Source organism: Micromonospora sp. RTBAU3-60, from assembly GCF_054963695.1.
Genome location: NZ_JBUEGB010000128.1, coordinates 1 through 9,482, shown reverse-complemented (window position 1 = coordinate 9,482; position 9,482 = coordinate 1). Strand labels below are relative to the sequence as shown.

At 72.5% G+C, this 9,482-nt stretch carries 7 protein-coding genes; 3 read left to right on the top strand and 4 right to left on the bottom strand.

Features of this window, described 5'->3' with window-relative positions; all coding sequences use genetic code 11:
• Nucleotides 1-223, top strand: a 223-nt coding sequence (locus ACY34I_RS39410; RefSeq protein ID WP_462760485.1) for a hypothetical protein, incomplete at its 5' end; no start/stop codon positions are given.
• Nucleotides 224-273: 50 nt separating this feature from the next.
• Here the strand turns inward: ACY34I_RS39410 and ACY34I_RS39405 are convergent.
• The 3 genes from ACY34I_RS39405 to ACY34I_RS39395 all read right to left on the bottom strand — a co-directional run bounded on the left by ACY34I_RS39405 (nt 274) and on the right by ACY34I_RS39395 (nt 2,995).
• A complete protein-coding gene (locus ACY34I_RS39405) occupies nt 274-1,062 on the bottom strand; it encodes a L,D-transpeptidase family protein (protein ID WP_462760483.1) in 789 nt (262 codons plus the stop codon).
• 420 nt (nt 1,063-1,482) lie between these two features.
• Entirely contained in the window at nt 1,483-2,274 is a 792-nt protein-coding gene (locus ACY34I_RS39400) for a DUF4184 family protein (RefSeq protein WP_462760481.1), read from the bottom strand.
• 22 nt (nt 2,275-2,296) lie between these two features.
• Entirely contained in the window at nt 2,297-2,995 is a 699-nt protein-coding gene (locus ACY34I_RS39395) for an HAD family hydrolase (RefSeq protein WP_148801282.1), read from the bottom strand.
• A gap of 169 nt (nt 2,996-3,164) precedes the next feature.
• On the opposite strand from ACY34I_RS39395, the gene ACY34I_RS39390 reads away from it, so the two are divergent.
• The gene (locus tag ACY34I_RS39390) at nt 3,165-4,514 is read left to right on the top strand and encodes a hypothetical protein (RefSeq protein ID WP_462760478.1); all 1,350 of its coding nucleotides are present in this window, start codon (nt 3,165-3,167) and stop codon (nt 4,512-4,514) included.
• A gap of 45 nt (nt 4,515-4,559) precedes the next feature.
• Here ACY34I_RS39390 and ACY34I_RS39385 read toward each other — a convergent pair whose 3' ends face one another.
• Nucleotides 4,560-7,262 (bottom strand): MGH1-like glycoside hydrolase domain-containing protein, encoded by a 2,703-nt coding sequence (locus ACY34I_RS39385; RefSeq protein ID WP_462760476.1) that lies wholly within the window; start codon nt 7,260-7,262, stop codon nt 4,560-4,562.
• Between the two features lie 42 nt (nt 7,263-7,304).
• Here ACY34I_RS39385 and ACY34I_RS39380 point away from each other — a divergent pair, with 42 nt between their 5' ends.
• Complete coding sequence (locus tag ACY34I_RS39380; protein WP_462760474.1) at nt 7,305-9,245, top strand: amylo-alpha-1,6-glucosidase; 1,941 nt, start codon at nt 7,305-7,307, stop codon at nt 9,243-9,245.
• The last annotated feature ends 237 nt before the right edge of the window (nt 9,246-9,482 follow it).

Here is a 9,482-nt window from a genome sequence, read left to right as displayed (position 1 = left end):
CAACCGGGCGGGAAAGCGTCCGGAGGGACACGCACCAACGGACCGGCGACTGCCCCGCGCAGCCCACCGACACCAGGGCGTGAACACGACCAGCACACCCACCACCGGCCACCAGCCACGAGGAGCCGCCCTGGGCGCAGGATTCCACTTCCACGCCCACGCGACCCCACCACGGTGGGAAACGATCCCGGAAACCCAATCCGACTCAGGATCACTAAGCTGATCAGGGACGCTCGGCGGTGGACGGTCAGCGTAGCCGTCCGCGGGGCCGGTTCAGTAGCGGCTGAGGTTCTGGGCGGGGCAGAGCACGATGCGGGGCATGAGGTCGGGCTTCAGCCAGGTCAGCACGCTCACCAGGTCTTCGTGCGAGAGGCTGACGCAGCCGGCGGTGGGGCCGGACGGCGTACGGCTGAACTCGTGCAGGAAGATCCCGCTGCCGGCGCCGGGCACCGGCGTGGCGACGTTCGGGGCCATGTTGTAGGTGATCACGGCGAAATGGGTGTAGGCCGGCGTCTCCTGCCAGAGTGCCTCGCTGTAGCCGCCCGGGTTGGTGGTCGTGTGCTGGAAGCTGTTGTAGGCCGGCGAATCCGGGTTCTCGTTCCACCAGTCGTTGGTCACCAGCTGGTGGTAGGGGTAGCTGACGCCCGGGTTGGCCGCGATGCCGTACATCGTCGGGCCGATGGCGTAGACGCCGGTCGGCGTGGTGGGCACCCCCTCGACGTGGTTGTCGCTGAATCCCTTGCTGCCGATCCGGGCGGGCAGCGGCGCGGAAACCGGGGTCCAGACGCCGCGGATCCGCGCGAACGTCTCCAGGGTGGCGTAGGTGGTGGTGTAGCTGTCCCCCGTGACGATGATGACCTGCTGCGTGGTCGACGGCAGGGTGGTCAGGCGGGACGCCTTGTTGTCTGGAGGGGTCGGCCAGTGGCGTTTTACGGTGGGCACGACGGTGCCGCTGGTGGCTGTGGCGCCCCGTGGCCGGGCCGCTGCGGGGGTCGCGCCGGAGGCGAGTACGGGGGCTGCCACGCCGGCCGCCGCACCGATGAACAGAGATCTCCGCTTCATTCGGGTGATCATCGCACTTCGCGCGTATCCGTATGGTCCCCTGAAGCGCGACTTTTCGCACCATCTGCTGCCGCGGCAATCAGCACGGGCGGAGGGCGGGGAACGCGGGGTGGGTCAGGACCGGGTCCGCAACTCCCCGGTCCTGACCCCCAGCCGTCCGGCGTGGTAGCGGATTTCGCCGTTGCGAGCACGGCGGGCGTGGCACGCCGCCCACGCCGGGCTCAGCACGGCGAGCCGGCCCGCCTGCACTCAGCTCCACGGTGCCCAACTACCGGACTTCGGTGCGCCCCCGACTCACCCCGAAGAGTCGCGAACGCGGCCTCAGGTTAGGCAGCTTCTCGCAGGTCCAACAAGCTCCCCCTCGGCCGGGAGAATGTGATTGATGCCAATGTCGAAATACGGCATGTCGGTGTAACAGGGTCAGCCGGGCTGACGCTGTTTGTCCGCGAGACGACCATCCTGCGCCGCGACCGGCGGGACCGGGCGCAGGGCACCGGCCGCCGCGGCTCCGGCGATCAACGCGAGCGCCACCAGGTGCAGCCACCGCACCCCGGTCGGCGCCAGGAGGGTGGCCCCGGGCAGGCCGGGCAGCACCACCGCCCCGAGCGCGATCACCGGCAGCGCCACCGCCCAGAACAGGCCGGGCCGGGCCGGCGGCGCGGGCGGACGTACCCCGTCGAAGATCTCATGCCGGCGGGCGGCCCGCACCGCCAGGGCGAGCACGACCACCCCGCCCACCCCGGTGCTGAGCAGATCCGAGAACTGCCACCAGTAGACCCCGGTCAGCGCGTGGAAGTCCGAGATGCCCAGCAGGCGCGGCCAGCGGTCACTGTGGGTGAGTCGGTCCCAGGCGACATGGCTGAACGCGCCGATCAGCACCGAGCAGACGGTGACCTGCCAGGGATGCCGGACGCCGCCCAGCGCGGCGTGGTCGCGCCAGGCGAACAGGCGCTCGCCGGGCAGGTGCACCGCGACGCCGGCGATCACCCGGCGGACGATCCAGGCGTACGCGAGCGCGACCGGCAGGCACCACCAGAGCAGCCCGCCGAGGGTGTGCGTACGCGCGCCGAGGTCGAACCGGGTGCCGGTGAACAGGTAGGCGACGTCCGGTGCGACGGCGCCGGTGGCCAGCGCCACCCCGTCGAACCAGCGCGGTCGCCACAGCTTGAGGGGCAGCACCGGCGCCAGATGCGAGGGAAAGGTCAACGGCACAGGGGGGACGTTACCCGCCGGGTCAGAAGTGCTGGCGCAGGTCGGGGAAAGCGGCCAACCGGATCACCCCATGGTCACCCGGGTCGAGTTCGTCGTGCTCCAGCACCCAGGTGTTCTCGTTGGGGATGAAGACCGCGTTCATGCCGGCGGCCCGGGCGGGCAGGATGTCCGAGCGCGGGGAGTTGCCGATCATCCACGCGCCGGCCGGGTCGAAGCCGTGCTCGCGGGCCAGCCACCGGTAGGTGTCGGCGTTCTTCTCCGGCACGATGTGCGCGGCGCGGAAGTGGTGCAGCAGCCCGGAGGCGTCGAGCTTGCGCTGCTGCTCCTCCCGATCTCCCTTGGTGAGCAGCAGCAGCTCGTGCCGGGTGGCCAGGTCGTCCAGGGTCTCCGCCACGCCGGGCATCAACTCCACCTGGTGGCCGACCAGCGCCGCCGCCAGGCTCTCGATCTCGGCACGCTCCCGATCGGTCGCCGGGCGCTCCCGCAGCTTCTCCAGGCACTCGCCCAGGCTGCGCAGGAAGACCTTCGCGCCGTAGCCGTGCGCGACGGCGTTGGCCCGCTCGATGTCGTCGAGGACGGCCCGGATCGCCACGCGGTCCAGCGTCGGGTGGTCCAGCCAGGCGAGGAAGTCGTCGATCACCCGCTCGAAGAGAATGTTGTTCTCCCAGAGCGTGTCGTCGGCGTCGAAGACGAGCACCTTGGCCTCTCGGCGCTGTCGCATCGCGTACCCCTTCCGTGCGGCGGACCGGGACACGCTACTGCGCCCCCGCCGACCACCACACCCGGGTTTCCGACGGACCGGACGGCCGGCACCGGAGTGACCGATCGCCGACGGACGGGCGGCGGGCGCCCGACTGTGCGTACCCGGGTCGGCACGGCATGCTTCGACGATGACGACCTCTCGCGATCATCCACAAGCGACCCGAGCCCGACCGGACACCCGACGCCGGCGGCGGCGGAGGGCGGCCGGCGGACTGCTCGCCGCGCTCGTCGCCGCGGGCGGCGCGCTGCCCGCGGCCCCGGCCCTCGCGGTCAACGCCAACCACGCCACCGTGGTCAGCGCGAAGCCGGCGGCCTGGACCCCGCACGCGCTCGACGGCACGGTGTACCGGATCCTCCAGATCGGCAACCGGGTCTACCTGGCCGGCTCGTTCACCAAGGTGCGCAACGCGAGCACCACCGCGCAGCTGGCCCTGCCCCGGCTGGTGGCGTTCGACGCCACCACCGGCCGGATCGACACCACGTTCAAGCCGGTGGTCAACGGCACGGTGAAGGCCCTCGCCGCCTCGGCGGACGGCCGCTCGCTGTACATCGGCGGCGCGTTCACCACGGTCAACGGGGTGGCCGCGCCGCGGGTGGCCCGGATCGACGCGGCCACCGGCGTCCGCGTCGCCGGATTCGCCCCCGCCGCGCTCAACAACCAGGTCAACGACATGCGGCTGGTCGGCGACCGGCTGCTCGTGGGCGGGGCGTTCCAGACCGTGGGCGGGGTGACCCGGCGCGCCCTGGCGGCCCTGAACGCGAGCACCGGCGCCGCCGACGCGTCGGTGAACCTGCGGCTGGAAGGTCCCCGGGTGACCTCCTCCGGGGTCACCGCCCCGGTCAAGATCGAGGCGCTGGACGTCTCCGCCGACGGCCGGCGGCTGGTCTTCGTGGGCAACTTCAGCTCCGTTGCCGGGCAGCCGCGGCACCAGCTCGCGGTGGCGAACCTGACCGCCGCGGGGGCCACGCTCTCCGGCTGGTCAACCGACCGGTACAAGCCGCAGTGCGCCCGGACCATGCCCACCTATCTGCGGGGGGTGGACATCTCCCCGGATGGCACCTGGTTCGTAGCGGTCACCACCGGCGCCGCGTTCCCGGGGACGCTGTGCGACACGGCGTCCCGCTTCGAGTTCGGCACGGAGACCGCCGGCAAGCAGCCGACCTGGGCGAACTACACCGGCGGGGACACCCTGCTCTCGGTGGCGATCACCGGGTCGGCGGTGTACGTGGGCGGCCACCAGCGCTGGCTGGACAACCCGCTCGGCCGGGACTCGGCCGGGCCCGGGGCGGTGTCCCGGCCGGGCATCGGGGCGATCCACCCGGTCACCGGGAAGGCGCTGTCCTGGAACCCGACGAAGGACCGGGGTGTGGGCACCGGCGAGCTGTACGCCACCGAGCGGGGGCTGTGGGTCGGCAGCGACACCACCACGGTGGCCGGCGAGTACCACGCCCGAGTGGCGTTCTTCCCGCTGCCCTGAGTCGCACTCCGGGTCGGGCCGCTCCCCCGGCCCGGCCCGGAGTGTTCAGCGGCGCAGGGTGAGGATCAGGTCGGCGACCAGGGCCGTCCACCCGGTCTGGTGCCACGCCCCGAGCCCGGCGCCGTTGTCGCCGTGGAAGTACTCGGGGAAGGCGATCAGGTCCCGCCAGTCGGGGTGGGTCTGGAAGAGCTGGCAGGCGCCGTAGATCGGCCGCCGACCCCAGCCGTCCCGGGTGAACAGCGCGATCAGCCGGGCGGAGAGGTCGTCGGCGATCTCGTCCAGGGTCCGCTTCTGCCCGGAGCGCGTCGGGTACTCCACCTGCAGGTCGTCGCCGAAGAAGGCGGCGTAGTCGCGCAGCGCGCTGACCAGCAGGAAGTTGGTCGGCATCCAGATCGGGCCGCGCCAGTTGGAGTTGCCGCCGAACAGGCCGCTGGTCGACTCGGCCGGCTCGTAACCGACGCTGAACTCCTGCCCGCCGAGGGTGACGGTGAATGGCTTGTCCAGGTGGGCGCGTGACAGCGTCCGCAGGCCGTACTCGGAGAGGAACTCGTCCGGGTCGAGCATCCGGGCGAGCAGCCGGACCATCTGCTCGGGGCCGACCATGGACAGCAGCCGCTGCTGCCGCCCGTCGGGGCCGATCCGGCGGGCGCCGACCACGTCGGCGAACTCGGGACGGTTGGTGAGGAACCAGCGCAGCCGGGCGCCCAACTCGGGCAGGCGGTGCAGGGTACGCGCGGTGAGCCGGGTGACCGCCGCGAGCGGCAGCAACCCCACAACCGAGCGGACCTTCAGCGGCACCTTCGTGCCGTCGGCCAGCCGCAGCACGTCGTAGAAGAAGGCGTCCTCGTCGTCCCAGAGCCCCTGCTGGTACGCCGCCGCGGCGATGTACGCGAAGTGCTCGAAGAACTTGGTCGCGGTGTCCACGTACGCCCGGTCGTGCTCGGCCAGCACGACGGCCATGTCGAGCAGGTTGAGCGCGTACATGGCCATCCAGCCGGTGCCGTCGGACTGTTCGAGGACCCCGGCCACCGGCAGCGCGGCCGACCGGTCGAACGGGCCCACGTTGTCCAACCCGAGGAAGCCGCCCTCGAAGACGTTGTTGCCGCCGGTGTCCTTGCGGTTGACCCACCAGGTGAAGTTGAGCAGCAGCTTGTGCATCACCCGGGCGAGGAACTCGTGGTCCCGGGAGCCGTCGATCTCGAAGACCTTCAGCGCCGCCCAGGCGTGCACCGGCGGGTTCACGTCGCCGAACGCCCACTCGTACGCCGGGATTTGCCCGTTGGGGTGCAGGTACCACTCGCGGAGCAGGAGCAGCAGCTGATCCTTGGCGAAGCCCGGGTCGACCCGGGCGATGGTGACGCAGTGGAAGGCCAGGTCCCAGGCCGCGTACCAGGGGTACTCCCAGGGGTCGGGCATGGAGATCACGTCGAAGCTGTTCATGTGCCACCAGGCGCTGTTGCGCCCGTGCCGGCGGCCGGCCGGGGGCGGCGTGGAGCCTGGGTCGCCCTCCAGCCACCGCTGCACGTCGAAGTGGTAGAACTGCTTGCCCCACATCAGCCCGGCGATGGCCTGCCGGGCCACCAGGGCCTCGTCGGCGGTGGCCGCGGCGGGGATGATCCCGGCGAAGAAGCGGTTGGCCTCGGCACGCCGGGCCCACAGCACGCGGTCGAAGTCGTCCCCGAGATCCGCCGGGGCCGGCGACGCGCTCGCCGGCGGCGGGGCGGTCCGGGTCAGCCGCAGCCGGATCTGCCGCTGCCCACCGGCCGGCACGTCGAGCACGTAGTGCAGCGCGCCCTTGGTGCCCTCCCGGTCCGGGTTGACGGTGGCCGCGCCGGCCACCACGTGGTCGTTGATCCCGTCCTTCGGGTACGGCGACCGCCCGGGCAGCCCCCAGAGCCGCTCGGCGTTGCTGTCGTTGTCGCACAGCAGCGGGACGGGCGTGCCGTCGCCCTCCAGCCGGAGCTGCCCGAGCACCCAGTGCTCCCCGACCAGCCGGGAACCCTCGCCGACCAGCTTCGGCACCCGGTCGCCGCCGGGAAGCCCCCACGCCCAGGTGTTGCGGAACCACAGGGTGGGCAGCACGTGCAGGGTCTCGTCCCGGTCCCCCCGGTTGGCGACCGTGATCAGGATGCACAGGTCCGTCGGGGACGCCTTGGCGTAGTCGACGGTCACCGCCCAGTACCGGTCGTCGTCGAAGATCCCGGTGTCCACCAGCTCGTACTCGGTGTCGTCCCGGCCGCGCAGCGCGTTCACCGCGACCAGTTCGTCGTACGGGAAGGCGGCCTGCGGATAGTGGTAGCGCCAGCGCATCCAGGAGTGGGTCGGGGTGGAGTCCTCGTACCACCAGTACTCCTTGACGTCCTCCCCGTGGTTGCCGCCGTCGCCGCCCAGGCCGAACATCCGCTCCTTGAGAATCGGGTCCCGCCCGTTCCACAGGGCCAGGGCGAAGCAGAACGTCTGCCGGTCGTCGCAGACGCCCGCCATCCCGTCCTCGTTCCAGCGGTAGGCTCGGGAGCGCGCGTGATCGTGGGGGAAGTAGTCCCACGCCGTGCCGTGTTCGCTGTAGTCCTCCCGAACCGTCCCCCACGCCCGCTCGGACAGATAGGGACCCCATGCGCGCCAGTCCTGCGCCCCGGCATCGGCCTGGGCGAGCCGGTGCCGCTCGGGGTCGGGGGTCGCGGAGGTCGGGCGGTCAGTGATCACCCGCACATCTTCGACGCCGCCGGGGTACATCTCCACAGCGGCCATTGTCGTCGTGGCGCGTAGCACCTCGCCGCCGGTGGAGGAAAGTTGATCGACATTCGTGTTGGCCCGCAGGTCTGCGGGGAGCTGTCCGCCTCCTCGACCCGGGAGTGGCTGCTCACCGACGGCCGGGGCGGCTACGCCATGGGCACGGTCAGCGGGCTGCGCACCCGCCGCTACCACGGGCTGCTGGTGGTGGCCGGGGAAACCCCCGCCGCCCGGAAGGTGGGACTGGTCAGCCTGGACCCGGCGGTGATCCTGCCCTCCGGGCAGCGGGTCCGGCTCGGCACGCACGAGTGGTCCACCGGGGTGATCGACCCGCGCGGGCACGAGCTGCTGGAACGCTTCGACCTGGTCGACGGGGTGCCGCGCTGGCGGTGGCGGATCGGGGACGTGGTGATCGAGCGGGAGATCGCCATGGCGTACGGCCGGCCCTGCGTGGCGGTGGTACACCGGCTGATCTCCGGCGGCCCCGTGCGGCTGGACCTGGCGGCGGCCTGCACCTGGCGGGACGCCCACGGGGAGCGCCGCGCGGACGGGCCGGCCCCGCGGCTGGAGCCGGCGGCCGGCGGGGCGGTGATCGAGGGCGCGTTCCGGCTGACCGGGCCGGACTGGGCGCCCGAGGGGCAGTGGTGGCTGGGCGTGCACCACCGGGAGGAGGCGGCCCGCGGCCTCAACCCGGACGAGGACCTCTGGTACGCGGGCAGCTTCTCCGGCGCGCTGGACACCCCCGGCGACACCGTCCCGGTGCTGGCCTGGGCGGACGACCTGGCCGATCACCCGCCCGCGGCGACCACGCTGGTCGAGGCGGCCCGACGGCGCCACCGGACGGTGGTGGCCACGGCGAAACCGGACGACCCGGTGACGGCCACCCTGGCCCTGGCCGCCGACGCGTTCGTGATCCGCACCGGCACCGGGCCGGACGTGGTGGCCGGCTACCCCTGGTTCGGCGCCTGGTCCCGGGACACCATGACCGCCTACGAGGGGCTGTTCCTGGCCACCAACCGAGCCGACGAGGGGCGGGACCTGCTGCGGGCGTACGCGGCGACCCTGTCGCAGGGGATGCTGGCGAACACCGCCGACACCGGGCGGGTGGAGTACAACACGGTCGACGCCACGCTGTGGTTCCTGCACGCGGTGACCCGGCACGTCACCGTCACCGGCGACACCGACCTGGCCGACGAGCTGCTGCCCGCGCTGCACGCCGTGGTGGAGGCGCACCTAGCCGGCACCCGCTACGACATCCACGTCGACCCGGCGGACGGACTGATCACCCAGGGCGGCACCCCGGGCACCGCGCTGACCTGGATGGACGCCCGGGTCTACGGAGTGCCCGTGACACCGCGGACCGGCAAGCCGGTGGAGGTGAACGCGCTCTGGGTCAACGGGCTGGCCGGGCTCGCCGAGCTGACCGAGCTGGTACGGCGCGACGCCAGCGCGCTGTGGGGGCTGCACACGAGAGCATCGGCCGCGTTCCGGGCCCGGTTCCCGACGCCGGTGGGCTGGCTGCACGACGTGGTGGACGCGCCCGCCCCGGCGTACCCCCTCGGCGGGACGCCGCACCACGACGACGACCTGCTCCGCCCCAACCAACTGCTCGCCTGGTCGCTGCCCTACGCCCCCCTCGAACCGGACCCGCCGACGCTGCGCCGGGTCGCCGAGACGCTGCTCACCCCGCTCGGCCCGCGCAGCCTCGCCCCCGACTCACCCGGCTACCTCGGCCGGCACCGCGGCGGTCCGGCGGAACGGGACGCCGCCTACCACCAGGGGACCGTCTGGCCGTGGCTGATCGGACCGTTCGCCGACGCGTACCGCCGGGCGGGGCTACCCACCGACGACCTGTTCACGGGCCTGGAGGGCCACCTGACGGAGTTCGGCCTCGGCTCGGTGAGCGAGACGGCCGACGCCGACCCACCGCACGCCGCCACCGGCTGCCCGTTCCAGGCGTGGTCGGTCGCCGAGCTGCTGCGCGTGCGCCGGGCCCGCTGACCACGCGTTACATCTCGGCAATCAGCACGTCTCCGCTGGTTATCGACGGCTCGGCAGGATGAGCTGCGACCCCGGACGCGGACGACGGCCCCCGGTGCGGTGGGCGACCGTGCGCGGCGCGGGACACACAACTCAAAGGGGGCCGCCGCATGTCCGCTGACGCCGACGTGATCGACATCCAGCCCGCCCGGCACCTGCGGGTGCTGATGCTCACCTGGGAGTATCCGCCCGTGCTGA